This is a genomic window from Maritalea sp., from assembly GCF_051251695.1.
Lineage (GTDB): Bacteria > Pseudomonadota > Alphaproteobacteria > Rhizobiales > Devosiaceae > Maritalea.
In genome coordinates this window covers 43347-59595 of the sequence record NZ_JBPOEU010000002.1, presented here as the reverse complement: position 1 = coordinate 59595, position 16249 = coordinate 43347, and the positions used below count along the sequence as shown (strand labels likewise).

Annotated in this window: 14 protein-coding genes; 7 read left to right on the top strand and 7 right to left on the bottom strand. The window is 49.5% G+C overall.

Going from position 1 to position 16249, the window contains the following annotated elements; genetic code table 11:
- Positions 1-4: 4 nt before the first annotated feature.
- Positions 5-1033, bottom strand: a complete 1029-nt coding sequence (locus ACSHWX_RS01315; RefSeq protein ID WP_435666370.1) for a dipeptidase — start codon at positions 1031-1033, stop codon at positions 5-7.
- Between the two features lie 142 nt (positions 1034-1175).
- Here ACSHWX_RS01315 and hemN point away from each other — a divergent pair, with 142 nt between their 5' ends.
- The 3 genes from hemN to ACSHWX_RS01300 all read left to right on the top strand — a co-directional run bounded on the left by hemN (position 1176) and on the right by ACSHWX_RS01300 (position 3545).
- Positions 1176-2525 (top strand): oxygen-independent coproporphyrinogen III oxidase, encoded by a 1350-nt coding sequence (gene hemN, locus ACSHWX_RS01310; protein ID WP_435666369.1) that lies wholly within the window; start codon positions 1176-1178, stop codon positions 2523-2525.
- Positions 2526-2625: 100 nt separating this feature from the next.
- Positions 2626-3258, top strand: a complete 633-nt coding sequence (locus ACSHWX_RS01305; RefSeq protein ID WP_435666368.1) for a CDGSH iron-sulfur domain-containing protein — start codon at positions 2626-2628, stop codon at positions 3256-3258.
- Positions 3258-3545, top strand: a complete 288-nt coding sequence (locus ACSHWX_RS01300) for a GNAT family N-acetyltransferase (protein ID WP_435666367.1) — start codon at positions 3258-3260, stop codon at positions 3543-3545. The genes ACSHWX_RS01305 and ACSHWX_RS01300 overlap by 1 nt, the downstream gene beginning before the upstream one ends.
- A gap of 87 nt (positions 3546-3632) precedes the next feature.
- Here the strand turns inward: ACSHWX_RS01300 and acs are convergent, their stop codons facing one another.
- The 6 genes from acs to ACSHWX_RS01270 form a co-directional block, all read right to left on the bottom strand.
- The gene (gene acs / locus ACSHWX_RS01295; protein ID WP_435666366.1) at positions 3633-5573 is read right to left on the bottom strand and encodes an acetate--CoA ligase; all 1941 of its coding nucleotides are present in this window, start codon (positions 5571-5573) and stop codon (positions 3633-3635) included.
- A gap of 149 nt (positions 5574-5722) precedes the next feature.
- Positions 5723-6478 carry an ABC transporter ATP-binding protein gene (locus ACSHWX_RS01290; protein WP_435666485.1) on the bottom strand — a complete coding sequence of 252 codons (756 nt, stop codon included), beginning with the start codon at positions 6476-6478 and terminating at the stop codon, positions 5723-5725.
- Between the two features lie 5 nt (positions 6479-6483).
- Positions 6484-7257 carry an ABC transporter ATP-binding protein gene (locus ACSHWX_RS01285; RefSeq protein ID WP_435666365.1) on the bottom strand — a complete coding sequence of 258 codons (774 nt, stop codon included), beginning with the start codon at positions 7255-7257 and terminating at the stop codon, positions 6484-6486.
- Between the two features lie 20 nt (positions 7258-7277).
- Positions 7278-8489 carry a branched-chain amino acid ABC transporter permease gene (locus ACSHWX_RS01280; RefSeq protein WP_435666364.1) on the bottom strand — a complete coding sequence of 404 codons (1212 nt, stop codon included), beginning with the start codon at positions 8487-8489 and terminating at the stop codon, positions 7278-7280.
- A gap of 3 nt (positions 8490-8492) precedes the next feature.
- Positions 8493-9524, bottom strand: coding sequence for a branched-chain amino acid ABC transporter permease (locus ACSHWX_RS01275; RefSeq protein ID WP_435666363.1), 1032 nt, complete (start codon positions 9522-9524; stop codon positions 8493-8495).
- 103 nt (positions 9525-9627) lie between these two features.
- Positions 9628-10983 carry a substrate-binding protein gene (locus tag ACSHWX_RS01270; RefSeq protein WP_435666362.1) on the bottom strand — a complete coding sequence of 452 codons (1356 nt, stop codon included), beginning with the start codon at positions 10981-10983 and terminating at the stop codon, positions 9628-9630.
- A 201-nt stretch (positions 10984-11184) separates the two neighbouring features.
- On the opposite strand from ACSHWX_RS01270, the gene ACSHWX_RS01265 reads away from it, so the two are divergent.
- From ACSHWX_RS01265 to ACSHWX_RS01250, 4 genes are all read left to right on the top strand, one after another.
- Positions 11185-12807 carry a helix-turn-helix domain-containing protein gene (locus ACSHWX_RS01265; RefSeq protein WP_435666361.1) on the top strand — a complete coding sequence of 541 codons (1623 nt, stop codon included), beginning with the start codon at positions 11185-11187 and terminating at the stop codon, positions 12805-12807.
- Between the two features lie 83 nt (positions 12808-12890).
- Positions 12891-13268, top strand: coding sequence for a response regulator transcription factor (locus ACSHWX_RS01260; RefSeq protein WP_435666360.1), 378 nt, complete (start codon positions 12891-12893; stop codon positions 13266-13268).
- Positions 13269-13277: 9 nt separating this feature from the next.
- Positions 13278-13526: a hypothetical protein gene (locus ACSHWX_RS01255; protein WP_435666359.1), complete on the top strand. Its 249-nt coding sequence runs from the start codon at positions 13278-13280 to the stop codon at positions 13524-13526.
- Positions 13523-16249 carry an ATP-binding protein gene (locus tag ACSHWX_RS01250; protein WP_435666358.1) on the top strand — a complete coding sequence of 909 codons (2727 nt, stop codon included), beginning with the start codon at positions 13523-13525 and terminating at the stop codon, positions 16247-16249. The genes ACSHWX_RS01255 and ACSHWX_RS01250 overlap by 4 nt, the downstream gene beginning before the upstream one ends.

Genomic DNA, 16249 nt, shown 5'->3' with positions numbered 1-16249 from the left:
GAGCTTATTCGCCCCAAGTGTCATTTAAAGCCCGCATCCAGTTCTCAAAGCAAATCTTGGTGATTGCTTCATCATCATACCCAGCTTCCGCTAAAGCTGACGTTAGTGCAGGTAGTTTGGCGGTAGTGTCGATTTCAAAAGGTGGGGGCGCGCCATCATAATCAGAACCCAAACCAACATGGTCGATGCCCATCATATCAACCATATAATTGACGTGTTCGATGCAAGTTGAAAGCGGTACATTTTGATCTTGGCGACCGTCTTTGCGCAAGAAGCCCACCGCGAAATTCAGGCCAACAATACCGTTGCTATCTTTTACTGATTTGAGTTGATCATCGGTTAGGTTTCGTGTGGTTTGGCACAAGGCATGAACGTTTGAATGGCTGGCGATGAGGGGTTTATCGCTATGACGCGCAACATCCCAAAAGCCTTTTTCATTCATGTGGGAAAGGTCAATCGCGATGCCCATCTGATTGCAGGCTTTGATCAATTCAATGCCATCATTTGTTAGCCCAGGGCCGGTATCTGGGGACGCGGGAAACTTAAACGGCACACCATGTGCAAATGCATTGGAACGGCTCCAGACGGGGCCGATTGAGCGCAACCCTTCGGCGTAAAATGCCTCAAGGTTAGAAAGGTCCGGCAAAATCGCCTCAGCCCCTTCAATGTGCAAAACAGGTGCCATCTTGCCATTCTCAACCGCATTGCGAATGTCCTGGACAGATCGGCAAATTTCCACTTGCCCGTCAGATGCAGCGGCGATGTCACGCAAAAGCGTGATCATGTTCATCGTATAGTCGCGCGCAAATTCTTGGCTGGGTGTTTTGCGAAATGATTTTCCGTCTTCTGGCGGAATAAACATGGCAAAAAGCCCACCGACAAAGCCGCCTTTTTGAGCGGACTGGAGATCAATGTGCTGACCTTCATGTGGCTCAAAAAACGATTGCACGGGGTTGTCTGCATACTCTTCTAAGAGCTTGAGAAGAATATCATTATGGCCATCGAAAATTGGGTGAATTGTTTTTTTTGTCATATTGTCCAGAACAGCACGAGGAGTGATTTGGTGGATTGTGGCATGGCTTTAACTTGTTTGCCAGTGCCCAAAGGTTTTGATTTCGATCAAGGTAGGAAATGCCCACATCAATATGGTGCCTCCATCAGATATGGGGATCATGATGGACCAACAAATAGTCGAAAAATACGCGGCACCTGTACCGCGTTATACAAGTTATCCAACTGCGCCACACTTTAGCGCTGAGGTTGATAATTCAGTCTACCAAACTTGGATCGAAGCGTTGGGCGAAGGTGATCGCTTGTCGCTTTACGTGCATATTCCGTTCTGTGATCGCCTGTGTTGGTTTTGCGGCTGCAACACCAAGCAAACGCTGAGATATGCGCCCGTGAAGGCCTATTTGGATCGAGTTTACAAAGAAATCGACATGGTCGCCGCAAAGGTCAAGCCCGGCGCGATTGTAACCGGCGTGCATTTGGGCGGCGGTTCGCCAACACTTTTGGAGCAAGAGGATTTTAGGGCACTGGGGCAAAAGCTTCGATCAGCATTTGTCTTTGATGCCGATGCCGAGATTTCCATCGAGATTGACCCAAGTGATGTTAGCCCGGAAAAAGTTCAGGGCATGATCGATTTCGGTATCACGCGCGCCAGTATTGGCGTGCAGGATTTTAGTGAAAAAGTGCAAGAAGCCATCAACCGTCCACAGAGTTTTGAACTGACACGCGATATCGTTCATGTGTTGCGCTTGGCAGGGGTGAAATCGGTTAATCTTGATGTGCTTTATGGCCTGCCGCACCAGACTTTTGATCGGTTGATGGATACGGTCGACAAGACAATATCGCTTAAGCCTGATCGGATTGCTTTATTTGGATATGCGCACGTACCTTGGATGAAGAGCCATCAAAAGCTGATTGACGAAGACGCATTGCCCGGCACCATTGAACGGTTTGAACATGCGATTGCAGCCGGGGATCGTTTGGCCGCAGCTGGGTATGATCGAATTGGATTTGATCATTTTGCTTTGCCGTCAGACAGTATGGCTGTGGCGGCTGCCAACGGCACGCTGCGTCGGAATTTTCAGGGATATACCGTTGATCACTCAGACGCGCTTATCGGGTTTGGTGGGTCTGCCATTGGGCAAACAAAAGCGGGCTATGTGCAAAACATTGTGGCGACAGGTCAGTATCAAGCGGCGATTGACCAAGGTGAGTTGGCAATTGCCAAAGGATTTGCCCTAACTGACATTGATCGCGCCCGCGGCTGGGTGATTGAAAAATTGATGTGCGATTTTGCGTTTAGCAAAGCTGAACTGATCGCAAAATTTGGTGAACTTGCTCACCCCATTTTGGATGAAGCAAATTTTGCGGCAGCGACTGACAAAGATGGGTTGATCAATAATGACCAAGACCAGTTTGGCCTGACAGATCCGGGCAAATTGTTCGTTCGGGCAATTGCCGCGAAATTCGACGCCTATTTTGGTCAAGGCACGGCTCGACATTCTAAAGCAGTTTAACGACCAAAAGCACAATATCGTGAAGGTGGCTGGCTTGCGCTTCTTTTCCCCCCAAGGCAACAATGGCTGACAATTCGACATTGATCTAAAGGGGAGTGAGATGGGAACCGTAGAATCTGACAAAATTGCTGTATCGTTTGATGGCAAAAAGTGCATTCATGCGCGTCGTTGTGTGTTGGGATTGCCCGAGGTTTTTAACCCTGGCGCAAAGGGGCAATGGATTTTTCCGGAAAATGCGCCCGCGCATGACATTGCTCGCTTGGTTCGCGACTGCCCTTCGGGCGCGCTTACCTATAATCTTAAAGACGGAACCGATAAGGAAATGACGCCACGGGTAAACACAGCGCGGTTATGGGAAAATGGTCCGGTAGAATATCGCGGTGAATTGCAAGTTGATGGGCAGGAACCTGCGGTTCGCGCGGTTCTATGTCGCTGTGGCAAGTCAAAAAACAAACCGTTTTGTGATAATTCTCACCTTGAGGACGATTTTGCGGCAACTAGTGATGTCGCGGCCAAAGAAGATGGGGTCGCGCTTGAAGCTCGTGATGGGGAACTGGCGATTAAGCCGATCAAAGATGGCCCGTTGATGGTTTCTGGCAACCTAGAAATTGTTGCTGGATCGGGCCGCAAAATCACCACTGGAAAACGGTTTGCGATGTGCCGGTGTGGTGCTTCTAAAAACAAGCCATTTTGTGATGGCAGCCATAAGGCAATTGGGTTCGAGGCGGACTAATGTCAGATTTTAACATTTCAAAAGAAGATGGCCCGACCCGTGGTCGATATGTTGTGATGGTGGATGGTGTGGAGGCCGAGTTGACCTACTCCCGCATGAGCCCGAAAAGCATCATCGCAGACCATACTGGCGTGCCTGAGGCGTTAAAAGGCCAAGGCGTTGGCAAAGCGCTTGTGCAGTTTCTCATTGAAGATGCGCGGTCAAGTGGCACAAAGATTGTGCCGCTTTGCCCATTTGTTAAAGCGCAGTATCAGCGTCATCCCGAGTGGGCCGATGTGATTGCTTAGTTTTTTAATTTTAGATGTTTTCAAGAATTAGGGGTGCCCATTTTCAGGACACCCCAAATTACGGCTTAGAGGTTGTGGGGACAGGTTCTAAGCCGATCTGTTTTGGCGATTTTCGATAAGCTGATCGACCACCGTCGGGTCCGCAAGCGTTGATATATCGCCCAAATTGGAAAATTCATCTTCTGCAATTTTGCGCAAGATTCGCCGCATGATTTTGCCGGACCGGGTTTTGGGTAAGTCAGGTGCGAACTGGATAAGATCGGGTGTTGCGATTGGCCCAATTTCTTTGCGCACCCACGCCCGTAGATCTTTGAGCAGTTCGTCGCTTGGCTCATTGCCGGCCATCAGTGTCACATAGACATAAATGCCTTGGCCCTTAATGTTATGGGGATAGCCGACAACTGCGGCTTCGGACACTTGGTCATGGGCAACGAGCGCACTTTCTACTTCTGCGGTGCCCATACGGTGGCCCGAAACGTTCAACACATCATCGACGCGTCCCGTAATCCAATAGGCTCCATCTTGATCGCGTTTGCAGCCATCAGAGGTGAAATATTTGCCCCTGTAGGTGGTGAAATATGTGTCCACGAACCGCTTGTGATCGCCATAGATGGTGCGGGCTTGGGCGGGCCAACTGTCCAGAATGCATAAATTGCCCTCGGCGGCGCCCTCCAGAACCTTGCCATCATTGTCAACAATTTGGGGTTTGATGCCGAAAAATGGGGCCGTTGCGGCACCCGGCTTTACATCATGCGCACCCGGCAAGGGCGTTAACATGCAGCCCCCGGTTTCAGTTTGCCACCACGTATCAACTATCGGGCAGTTTGATTTGCCAACCACATGATAATACCACTCCCAAGCTTCGGGGTTTATCGGTTCGCCCGCGGTGCCCAACAACTTGAGTGAAGAGCGATCTGTTTTGGTGACGAAATCGTCGCCAGCGCCCATCAAGGCGCGGATGGCTGTTGGTGCGGTATAGAACTGATTGACCTGATATTTATCGATGATCTGCCAAAATCGGGACGCGTCGGGATAGTTCGGCACGCCTTCAAACATTACCGATGTGGCCCCGTTTGAAAGCGGTGCATAAAGCGTGAAACTATGGCCAGTGACCCAGCCCAAATCCGCACCGCACCAGAACACATCGCCTTCTTCATAGTTAAACACCACCCGGTGCGCGAAGGTAATATAGGTGAGGTAACCGCCTGTTGTGTGTACCACCCCTTTTGGCTGTCCTGTTGATCCTGACGTATAAAGAATAAATAGCGGATCTTCGGCGTTCATCACTTCGCATTCGCAGAATTCGTCGACCCCGGCCGCTGCTTCGTGCCACCAAACGTCGCGCCCACCCTTCATGGTGATTTGTGTGCCCGTGTGTTCGACCACCAGCACCTTTTCCACCCCAAGAGCATGGGGTAGGGCGTCATCGACATTTTTCTTTAAGGGGACGGTTTTGCCGCCGCGACGGCCCTCATCTGCGGTGATGATAATTGAGCTGTGGCAATCATTGATGCGTCCGGCAAGCGCTTCAGGTGAGAACCCTGCAAAAACAACTGAGTGCGCCGCGCCAATGCGGGCGCAGGCCAACATCGCATATGTGATTTCTGGGATCATCGGCAAATAAATTGTGACCCGGTCGCCTTTTTGCACCCCAAGCGATTTAAGCACATTTGCAAAACGGCAAACCCGCTCATGCAGCTGATTATAGGTTATGGTTTGGCTTGGCTGGTCGGGGTGATCCGGCTCCCAATGAAACGCAACGCGGTCGCCATTGTCTTCCAAATGCCGATCGATACAATTGTAAGCGACATTGAGCTCACCATCTTCAAACCACTTGATTGAAACAGGATCAAAGCTGGTGTTTTTAATAATGGTTGGTTCTTTGATCCAATCCAAACGCTTAGCCTGTTCAGCCCAAAACCCATCAGGGTCACTGATAGATCGCTCATATATGGCATGATATTGGTCGGCGTCTATTAACGCGTTTTTTGCCCAGTCGCTGGGGACGGGATAGATTTTACCGGACATAGTTTTTCTCCTGCCCGCCTGCGCTTGGTTGCACCGGCGGCGCTTTCTTGAAACCTTCAATGTTCAATGGCCGGTCCCTACCGTGCCCGGTCGTTTTTGGGCAAAACCCAATTTGAGCCGAAGCCCAATTTGAGCCCAAACCCATGGAACTAAATCGCGAGATATTCGTGACGTAGTTCCTCATTATCCAAAACCTCTTGCGCTGAGCCTGTAAAGGCCACCTCGCCAGTGTCCAGAATAACTGCTTTATCGGCGAGGCGAAGTGCGGCAACCGCATTTTGCTCAACGATAATGGTTGTGATCCCGATTTGTTTGATCTCCATCAGGATCTTTTCAATCTCTTGCACAATCACTGGGGCAAGCCCTTCATAAGGCTCATCCAGTAGCAAGAGTTTGACATCCCGCACCAACGCTCGGCCAATGGCCAGCATTTGCTGTTCGCCACCAGAAAGGGTCACGCCTTCCTGTGTGCGACGTTCAGCAAGGCGCGGGAAACGCTCATATACTTGTTCAATTGCCCATCCATGGCCTTCAGCAACTTGGGCGAGCGTTAGGTTCTCTTCCACGGTGAGCCCTTGGATGATCCGGCGGTCTTCGGGCACCAGCTGTAAACCTGCCAATGCGGCCTCATGGGAGCGCATTTGGTGCAGCGGTTGGCCATCAAGCCAAATTTCGCCCTGGGTCAATTGTGGGTCTTCGGTACGAGCGAACGTGCGCATGGTGGAAGTTTTACCCGCGCCGTTTCGGCCCAGAAGTGCCATGATTTCGCCTTTGGGCAACTCCATGGAAACGCCCTGAACGATATAACTTTCACCATAATAGGCATGTACGTCTTTTACCGAAAAAAACGGACGTTCTTTTTCGGACGTGGCAGCGTTTAGTGTGATTTCAGTTTCAGTTGTCATAGCGTTCATGAATGTGCTCCCCCAAGATATGCTTCCTGCACTTTCGGGTTGTTGCGCACTTCCTCCGGAGTTCCCTCAGCGATAATACGGCCACCGGCCAAAACCGAGATTTTGTCGGCCAGCGAAAACACAACATGCATGTCATGCTCAATGATGACCTTGGTCATTCCACGCTCTTTGATCTTTTTAAGCAAGTCAATTGTGGTGTTGGTATCGTGGCGTGACATCCCGGCTGTCGGTTCATCCAACAGTAGCAAACTTGGATGTTGAATTAGGCACATGGCCAATTCCATCCGGCGTTTGTCGCCACGGGACAACGAGCCTGCTGCCATATCTTTGCTGGCTGTCATGCCCACATCTTCCAGCATGTGTTCCGCTTCTTCACGAATTTCTACTTCGTCCTCGACCGACGAAAAGAAATTGAGGGTGAATGAGCCATCGCGCTTTGCGAAAGCCGGTGCCATAACATTTTGCAAGACGGTCAGGTCCGGGAAAATTTCAGGTGTCTGAAACACTCGCGCCACACCAGCTTGGTTGATCTCATGCGGTTTTTTGCCGGTCAGAACTTCACCATTAAAAACCACCGCGCCACGTGTTGGTGCCAATCGACCAACCACGACATTGAGCAGTGTCGATTTTCCGGCCCCGTTCGGCCCAATAATGGCGTGGGTTTTTCCCTCTTCGATTTGCAAATCGATATCGCTTAAGGCGTGCAGCCCACCAAAGGTCTTATGCACATCAGCGACATGCAGAACTACATTTTCGTTTTCTGTCGTCATTTCGTGTGTCCTTTCAAGACCTATTCAGCAGGCGCTGAAGCCGGGGCTTTTTCTTTAGGTTTTGATTTATTGCCACCGCCCTTATTGAACATGGCTCCAAGGCGTCTAAAGCCTTCCATCATTCCACCAGGTAAGAACGCTACTACTAAGACGAAGATTAGGCCAAGTGTGAGGTGCCATCCTTCGCCAACAAACATGGATGTTAATCCAACGGCAAAGTCTTCGATGCCATCAGGCAAGAATGCGAAAATATTGTGTAAAACATGTTCATTGAAGGATGAAAAAATGTTCTCGAAATATTTTATGAATCCAGCACCGATAATCGGCCCCATGAGTGTTCCTGCTCCACCTAAAATTGTCATTAAGACGACTTCACCAGACGCAGTCCATTGCATGCGTTCTGCGCCAGCCAATGGATCCATCGATGCCAAAAGACCGCCCGCAAGCCCTGCATACATTCCAGAAATGACAAAAGCTGCCAGCGTGTATGGCTTGGTGTTGAAGCCAGTATAGTTCATTCGTGTTTGGTTGGATTTGATCGCCCGCAACATCATGCCGAATGGTGAACGAAATATCCTCAGGCTGATGTAGAATGCGATGAGTGCGATAAATGCACAGAAATAGTAGCCGAAATTGAAGGTGAATACCCAGTCGCCCAAATGCAATTGTTGTGAGCTTCCCATTTCCAAGCCAAAAATGTTTGTTGCGGGCACGTTTCCATTTTCAGCGACTTGCTGACCCAAAACACGGGGGTCGTTCAAAGTCACTTGAAGCCCGGTCTCCCCATTAGTGATGGGCGTGAACACGGAGTAAGCCAAATTGTATGACATTTGGGCAAAGGCAAGCGTGAGAATAGAGAAATAAATGCCTGATCTTTTAAGCGAGATATAGCCAATTATCAGCGCTAAAATGCCAGATGTTATGACCGCAAGCACAAGGCCAGGCAAAACGTTCATGGACAATAGTTTGAACATCCAAACGGTAGAATAAGACCCGACGCCCAGAAATGCTGCATGACCGAAGCTGAGGTACCCAGTTAGCCCGAACAAGATGTTAAATCCAATTGCGAAAATGCCAAATATTGCAAATCGCTGCATTAAGTCAGGGTAGCCACCATTGAATTGAGCGAGCGGTGAGGACTCTGGAAAAGGTTGCAGTAAGATTGGCGTCGCCAGCGTCAGCAATATCACAAACATCAGAAAGCGGCTGTCTACTTTGTTTAGTCCAAGCATAATTTACTCCTCCATCACGCCTTTGCGACCCATCAGTCCTCGCGGAAGGACAAGCAGAACAATGATGGCGATTAGATAAATGATGATTTGGTCGATGCCGGGTATGATTTCTTTGACCCAGTTCATCGACGCAAAACTCTCGACGATTCCGAGTAAGAATCCCGCAAGCACTGCGCCGGAGAGGGAGCCCATTCCGCCCACAACAACTACAACGAAGCTGAGAACAAGAAAGTCCATTCCCATATGATAGTTGGGGGCGTTAATCGGCGCATACATTACGCCTGCAAGCCCCGCGACTGTGGCCGCGATGCCAAACATCGCGGTGAATTTGCGATCGATATCGATGCCCAATAGGCCAACGGTTTCTCGATCCGCCATGCCCGCGCGTACGACCATGCCAAACGTGGTGAACTGTAAGAATGCAAAAATTGAGCTAATGATAATTCCAGCAAAGAGGAAGTAGATTAATCGCCAATATGGGTAGACAATGACAAAAGGGTCAAATCCTATGAGAATGCCGAAATCCAGTGCGCCGGCAAACATATCTGGTGCAGGCTGAGAAATTGGGTTGGCCCCAAAAAATGCCTTGACGATTTCTTGCAAAACAATAGCCAGTCCAAACGTCACCAAAATTTGGTCTGCGTGAGGTCGGTTGTAAAAATGCTTGATTATTCCGCGTTCTATTAATACCCCGACGGTAATCATGACCGGGATCGCAAATATGATCGCTAGTGGTACGGACCAATCAATTATTGCAGCCCCCATTTCAGGGCCAAAGAAGCTCTCCACGTATGGAATTTTGACTTTTAACGGGTTGCCCAAAAAATCAAGTTTTTCAGGGTCTATTTGCTCATAGGATAAATTAAGCAGTTGCCGAACAAGGACCGCACAAAATGCGCCGATCATAAACAATGCGCCATGAGCGAAATTCACCACTCCAAGTGTGCCGAAAATCAACGTCAACCCAAGAGCAATCAACGCATACGCCGATCCCTTGTCCAAGCCGTTTAACGTCTGGAGAATTAGTGCGTCCATGGTTTTTACCTCAGGTCTGTAACCAATTATTTTTGGAGCGTTTGGTGATTATCAACCGCACGGATTTTAGTCGCGCGGTTGATCGTGTTTGGTTCTAATTTAGTTATGCGCCAGGATTGCAAGTTCCCAATGCACCACCAGCGAACATCTCGTGATCAGGTGCATATTCTACTTTTGCGCGTGGTGTGATTTCGACGATGTCCAACAGGTCGAACTCATTCGTTGGATTTTCTTTGCCCTTCATCACCAGAACATCTTTGAAACATTGATGGTCATCAGCGCGATAAAGTGTGGGACCGTTTCCTAATCCGTCAAACTCAAACCCTTCAAGCGCAGCGGCAACGCCACAAGGGTTGAACGTTCCTGCGCGCTGACATGCATCAGCGTAAAGAAGCGTTTGAACGTAGCAGGTGTGTGCCGAGTTCGATGGCGGACGACCATGCTTTTCGCCGAACGATTTCACGAACGCCTTTGTGCCTTCATCTTGGAGCTGCCAGTTCCAATTCATGGAACCAAACACGCCCTTGATGTTTTCGCCAGCACCACCAGCCATCAGCTCCGAATAAAGCGGAACGATGATTTCGAACTGTTTGCCGTTAACGACCTTGTCGCGCAAGCCAAATTGGATGGCTTGGGTGAGTGAGTTCACCATTGCGCCGCCATATTGGTTCAAAATCAAGGTATCAGCGCCTGAGTTCAATATTGGCGTTAGATAAGCTGAAAAGTCTTGTGTGGTGGTTGGCGTCAGAACGGTGTTGACTGTGTCCCAACCAATTCCTTCAGTGGATTGCTTTAGTGAAGCTTGCTGTGTCCAACCCCAAGTGTAATCCATTGATAAGTGATAAGCGCGGCGGTCTGAACCATACTCCGCCTTAAGTACTGGCGCTAGAGCGACACCCGACATATAGGCATTGAAGAAATGACGGAAGCCGTTTGCCTTTTTGTCCTTACCGGTGGTGTCGTTAGAGTGTGTCAGCCCCGCCATAAAAATTACACCAGCGTCCTGACAAAGACTTTGAACAGCAACAGCAACGCCGGAAGATGAACCGCCATTGATCATGATGGCGCCATCTTTTTCAATCATGGCTTTTGCCGATGCGCGACCTGTGTCTGAGTTGGTATTTGTATTGCCTGTTACAAACTCAACTTTTTTGCCGAGCACACCATTGCCGCGTAGCGCTTTGGAACTGAACGTGTTCAGCATTCCCCCGTCGCCCTCGCCGTTCAAGTGTTGCACTGCGAGTTCCTGCGCGCGTAGTTCGTCAAGACCTTCATCGGCATATGGGCCAGTTTGTGGCACATTGAAACCAAATGTTACGGAACCGCCAGTTGGCTGGTTACGGTATTCTTGGGCAAAACCTTTGGTGAAAATTGTTGGTGCTAATCCAACGCCGATTAAGCCAGCTGCGGCACCCTTGAGAACTTTACGACGGTTAGGGCCGTCCTTGCGTTCGCTCATTATTCTCCTCCTTTATGGGTTGATGTGGCACGTTCTGCAAACATTTCACATCGGCTAAAGTATAGGAGTGAATTGAAAATTTCTGCAATAGAGCATTGTTATATAAGGATAATTTTGTAAAAAACACGACTTCTTGTTGTAATTAATTGTAAAATTGTTGACAGGGTGTTAGAAGGTTATTCTCAGAAAAGGGACAATTCTATGCGCTCACCAATTGGGCTCAAAATCCGCAACTTGAGGAAATCACTTGATTTCTCGCAATCTGGTTTTGCAAAGATAGTCGGAATTTCGCCGTCCTATTTAAACCTGATCGAAGCGAATAAGCGGGAAGTGGGCGGGGTGCTGTTGCAGCGCATTGCGGCGCATCTAAATGTTGAGTTGGACTTATTAACAGGCGAGCATGAGCAACGGTTGATCAATGACATCGAAGAAGTGTTCGCCGATCCGATGCTCGAATCGTTGAAGTTGGGCCCAGAAGACGCGCGCAATTTGGTGGCAACCAACCCTGATGCAGGTGCTGCTCTATTTCGTATTTATCGCGGGTTTTTGGATGCGCGGGCAGATACGAAAGCGATGTCGAACCGCTTGCAGTCTGATCCTTTACTGTCTCAGCTATTGCATCAAATGCTCTCGCAAATCACCGCTGTTCGCTCGGCGGCTGAGATATTGGAAGATGTGCCGGATTTAGAACCTTCTCAACAACGCCGTTTTCATGCATCCGTTTCCCGCGATAGTCGCGCACTGTCAGATGTGGCGAAGACTCTTATTGGTGAATTTGATCGGGAAGCGATTGAGCACCATTCAATTAGTCCGATGCGTGAAGTGGATGATCTTATAAATGACGAGAAAAACCATTTCGCATCACTCGAAGAATTGGGTTCTGGACTGCGCGATCAAATACTTCAGTTTGGCGCATTTGGCGAAAATGCACTTGAGAACGCGTTGAAGGAAAAGTTTTCTGTGCGAGTTGTGCGGGCCGGACAGCGGGATGAAACTTCGCAATTGACGGCCGGGCAATACCACTATGATCAAGACCAAAAATTGATGTGGTTCCGTGGCAGTTGCACCATGGCCAGCCGACAGTTTCAATTGTCCCGATTATACGCGGAACTTTCGGGCTTGGGTGCATTGCTGGAGTTGGTGGACGATAAGCGCCTCACGTCGCAAACATCTCGGCGGCTTGCTTATAGGGCCCTGGGCTCCTATCTGGCGGGTGCGATCAGTTTGCCCTACGATCAGTTTTTGGCTGACGCGAAGGACAATAAATATGACTTGGACTTTTTGGGGCAAAAATACAGCGCCAGCTTTGAACAAGTCGCTCATCGTCTTGTCACACTTCGCGCGCCGGAACGGGAAGGCATACCGTTTGGTTTCCTGCGGTCAGACCCGGCGGGGCGGTTGACCAAACAATTCCCATTGCCCGGCCTTCAACTGCCCAATTCTGGGCATGCTTGTCCTTTGTGGGCGATCTACGGGGCTTTTCGTCGGCCTAATGAGGTTGTTAGTCAATTGGTGACTTATCCAGACGGGTCCCGTTATTTGTTTTTGGCTAAATCAACTGCCAAGCGGGCCGCTGCCTATAGCCAAGCCCCGCTATATACCTCTGTGATGTTGGCATGTGACATATTGCACGCCGATAAAACGGTATATGGCGAAGGGCTTCAGCTCAGCAATGGTGCGTTGGATGTGCCAGTTGGGCCAACATGCCATATGTGCATTCGTCGAGATTGTGCGCATCGTCAAGAAGAAGTCCTTGCCGGGGTTGATTCACGTCATACTGTGCGGGCTCCACTCGTGACAGGAATGTTCGATGTTGGCGATTAGCGTAAACATGAATAAAGTGACCAACTTATAACCTTGGTTGTGTCGGCGGAGGGGCTGATTTCGCCAATGGGGGAGGAACATTTGTGTCTGTAGACGTTTTGATTGTCGAGGATGAACCGAGCATCCTTGATTCGCTAGATTTTATTCTCACGCGAGCAGGTTGGCGGATCAGTGCCGTCACCGATGGCGAGGCAGCGATCTCTGCTGTTAGTGAGTTATCGCCTACAATTGTTGTGCTGGACGTTATGCTGCCCAGAAAATCTGGTTTTGAGGTGCTTAAACATCTGCGGGACCAGCCGAGTACTAAAAATCTACCCATCCTGATATTGACGGCAAAAGGCCAGCAACAAGATCGCAAGACTGCAGAAGATTTGGGTGCCAGCGGTTTTGTAACCAAGCCCTATTCCAACAGTGAAGTGGTGGACGCGGTGCGTCAGTTGATGGAGCAGGCAACCGCTTGATCAAATATTATGGCTGAGAGAAAGCGCAGTGAGGGTTTTGCATTTTTTCTGCCTGTCGTGGGCGTGCTCCTTGTTATGCCGCCTATTGTTATGCTGTTCGATAAGGACATTAGCATTTTTGGTATTCCGCTAATTGTGTCATATCTGTTTACCACTTGGCTGTTCCTCATTTTTACCTCGATTATTTTGACCCGGTTTTTGCCCAAGGCGCAAAATGACGGCGTGGAAAAACCCACACGTCGGAACGATGCCTCATGATTTCGGCCAATCTCGTCATTCTGATTTCAGTTTGTTATGTAGTGCTGCTTTTCGCACTTGCCTATTTCTCTGAACGATGGGCAAAGGGCAACCGGGCGCACTTTTTGCGCTCACCTTTGGTCTATACGTTGGCGATATCAGTCTATTGCACAAGTTGGACCTTTTATGGTGCAGTTGGGTCCGCCGCCCGCAGTGGATTGGAGTTCTTCGCCATTTATTTGGGGCCGACATTGGTTTTCGTTGGCTGGTGGTTTGGGCTTAGAAAACTGGTTCGCATCGGCCGTAATCAGCGGATCACCTCGGTTGCCGATTTGATTTCATCTCGATTTGGCAAAAGCAATCGGCTTGCGATTTTGGTGACATTGATCGCTGTTATTGGCACCACGCCCTATATCGCGCTACAGCTCAAAGCGATCACCACAAGCCTATTTGTAATCTCGTCCGATAGTTTGGTCGCAAGCGTTGGCGACCGCGCTGATGACAATCGTTTGGCGCTCGGCGTCGCTGCCGGGATGGCGCTTTTTACCATTCTGTTTGGTACAAGAAACGTGGACGCGAAAGAGCAACATCATGGCGTTGTCGCAGCCATCGCGTTTGAAGCAATCGTCAAACTGGTGGCGCTGATGTCTGTTGGCATTTTCGTTGTGTTTGGCATTGGCGGTGGGTTTGGCGAGATTTTTGCCAAGGCAGAAAGCGCCGGAATTCAGCTATATGACAATGGCAGTTTTGGCACGCGCTGGGTCACTATTCTGGTTTTGTCAGCATCCGCGATTATCTGTTTGCCCCGGCAATTTCAAATAACGGTTGTTGAAAATTCAGATGAAAATCACCTCCGCACCGCCAGTTGGGCATTTCCGCTTTATTTGCTGGGGATGAGTGTTTTTACGTTGCCGATTGCCATTGTGGGGGTGAACCTTTTGCCCGCTGGTACGGACCCGGATATGTTTGTGCTCACTCTTCCATTGGCGCATGATCAAGAGCTGTTGGCCCTGTTTGCATTCATTGGCGGGTTTTCCTCGGCAACATCGATGATCATTATCGCTTCGATTGCGCTTTCCATTATGGTTTCAAACCATATCATTGTGCCCATCGCGTTGCGTACGCCTTGGCTCGCGGACTCTGATGACGGGCAGGGGGTGACAAACCTGCTACTCAATAGTCGGCGGTTTTCTATCTGTGCCGTGTTGGCGCTCGGGTTCTTGTATTTTTGGCTGACAAATGGTTCGGGTGCTTTGGCGCGGATCGGCTTGATTTCTTTCGCCGGTGTTGCCCAATTTTTACCCGCAATAATCGCCGCGCTTTATTGGCGGGATGCGACCGCAAAGGGCGCTGGTGTGGGACTAGCCATTGGATTTGCAATATGGGCCTACACATTGTTTTTGCCCAGTTTCGGTGAAACGGACAGCTGGGTTGCCGCGTGGGTGGCACACGGCCCGTTCGGGATACATTTTTTACGTCCAGAAGCACTGTTCGGACTTGAGAATATTGATCCTCTTGTTCATTCTGTTTTTTGGAGCCTTCTGGCCAATGCAGGTCTTATGATCTTTGTTTCTTTGGCCACCAACCAGTCTGCTTTGGAGCGTATTCAGAGTACTTTGTTTGTGGATGCGTTTCGGCGGCTTCCTGGCACTGAAACCCAGTTTATGCGTTCGTCAGCGGCGGCCAACGATTTGTTCTTTGTTGCGCAGCGCGTTTTGGGTGCCGAGCGGGCAACAGCGATTTTTGATGGTTATTTAAAACGCGAACCCGGCAGCCGCGCGCAGTTTGAGCCAACGCCAGAATTTATCGCCCATCTTGAAAAAGAGCTTGCGGGTTCAATTGGTGCGGCATCGGCACACGTTATGCTGTCGCAGGTGGTTTCTGGCGACAATATTTCTTTGCAAGAAGTGATGCAGATTGCTGATGAAACCCAGCAGGTGATCGAATATTCGCAGCAGCTTGAACAAAAATCAGAAGAGCTTCGGTTAACCGCAGAAAAGCTTCAGTATGCGAACGAGAAACTGCGCGAATTGGACCAAGAAAAAGACGAATTTTTGAGCCAGGTGAGCCACGAAGTGCGCACGCCAATGACCTCCATTCGGTCCTTTTCGGAGATTTTGTTAAATCCCGAAGATGTTACCGACGAGGAACGCCAACGATTTTTATCCACGATACACACCGAAAGCTTAAGGCTGACATTGTTGCTGGATGAAATTCTTGATTTGAGTGCATTGGAGCGTGGCGAAAAGAGTTGGGAGAACGAGCCGGTAGACGTTCTAAAAGTGTTGAACAAGGCGGCTATGGTTTGCGAGCCTTTGGCCAAATCCTCAGGTATTGATATTCGCAAAGGTGACTTCACGGGTAGCCCGATGGTACACGCCAACGGCGACCGCTTGTGTCAGGTCTTTATCAACCTCATGTCAAATGCTGTAAAATATAATGACAATGAAGACCCGTTCATAGATGTTTCGATGAAAAGGGTTGGGCGTCGTTTGATGATAGAATTTCAGGACAATGGTCCCGGCATTGCACCCAAGGACAAAAAACGCATTTTCAATAAGTTTTCGCGTGGATATCGCGGCGTTTCAAATGTGCAAACAGGTTCTGGGCTGGGTTTAGCCATCAGTTCACAGATTTTGAGCCATATGGACGGTAAACTTGATCTGGTTAAAGGCAATGGCGAAGGCGCATGTTTTCGGGTTACGGTGCCCTTGTCGGGCACCGCCATTAACACAGTCGACTGA